2 protein-coding genes are annotated in these 1,085 nt (G+C 34.4%); both read right to left on the bottom strand.

What is annotated here, in order from left to right; all coding sequences use genetic code 11:
- Positions 1–177 precede the first annotated feature (177 nt).
- A complete protein-coding gene (locus tag FTV37_RS17630) occupies positions 178–669 on the bottom strand; it encodes a hypothetical protein (protein ID WP_180064353.1) in 492 nt (163 codons plus the stop codon).
- 12 nt (positions 670–681) lie between these two features.
- Positions 682–924 carry a tellurium resistance protein TerC gene (locus FTV37_RS17635; RefSeq protein ID WP_111885974.1) on the bottom strand — a complete coding sequence of 81 codons (243 nt, stop codon included), beginning with the start codon at positions 922–924 and terminating at the stop codon, positions 682–684.
- Between the last annotated feature and the right edge of the window lie 161 nt (positions 925–1,085).

Raw genomic sequence — 1,085 nt, forward strand, 5'->3', positions numbered from 1 at the left:
ATTCCGCAGTTTGCTGATTACGAGGTGCGTTATTTACAGCACTAACTATTGAATTGAAAATTTCATCATGTGTCACAGATAGCTCCTTGATTATAAAACTTATATAAAAAATATAATTTATATAAATTATATAATCAAGCCTATCATTTGTTTTTTTAATTTTTATGCCTGTAGGAATTACTCAGTATCAGTATAGGAAACCACTAAATCCATAAGTTCTTCTGATGGGGTATTACAAAACTCACGTATTCTTTCAGCCACCGTTTGAGCACTTGTAAACTCTTCATCAGCATAATTATTGAAGTCAAAAAGGACCTCAGCCATACCTATTGGAAGATCTAATCCTGCTTGTAAAGCATCATAAGAATCGATATCTGAGTCACCTTGCCATTTCACAATAGCCATAGTGTATGGCGTACTTAATGGGTTATTCAGATGCTCTTGTGTGATTGCTAAGGTGTCCATATAGAATCCTGCATCCTCCCACTTTGTCAAAGTCACCGCCCATCCAATAGCACAAGCAACTGTCTTACAGTCAGTGAGAAGTTGTTCATCACTCACGAAGCCAACTGAGTCCTTAGACGGTCTTCTCCAAGTCCGAATATCAAATCTATTGGGATCAAGTTTTTCTAAAAAATCAGCTAATTCTAAAAGTAGATCTGTGCGCATAATTTATTACCTTTAATTATTCTCAATGGGGTTGTTTGCATGTCTTCTTTTGACTTCATTGATGATTTCTTGCGGAGACAGGTCTGCTTTCTTTAAATGAGCTATCAGAGTCACTGTAATTGCTAAGTTCAGGGGAATAATGCCAGTACTTTTATAATTAGTAATGGAATTGGGATTCATACCAAGTAGCGTTGCAAGATCTTTAATTGATAAGCCCATTTCTAGCAATGTAATTTGAAGCTCTGTGTAAGTCATACAGTTACTCCTACCCTTATTATTAGTAATATAACACATAAATAATGTGTAAACACATTATTTATTTGTTTGTTTTTAGGATTAAAAGAGAATTTCGTATAACAGCTATTATGTTAAATGGAGGGAAATTATCTGGAATTCCCTCTAAAAGAAATACTCAT

Origin of the sequence: Acinetobacter sp. YH16042 (assembly GCF_013417245.1) — a bacterium.
GTDB classification, from domain to species: Bacteria; Pseudomonadota; Gammaproteobacteria; order Pseudomonadales; family Moraxellaceae; genus Acinetobacter; species Acinetobacter amyesii.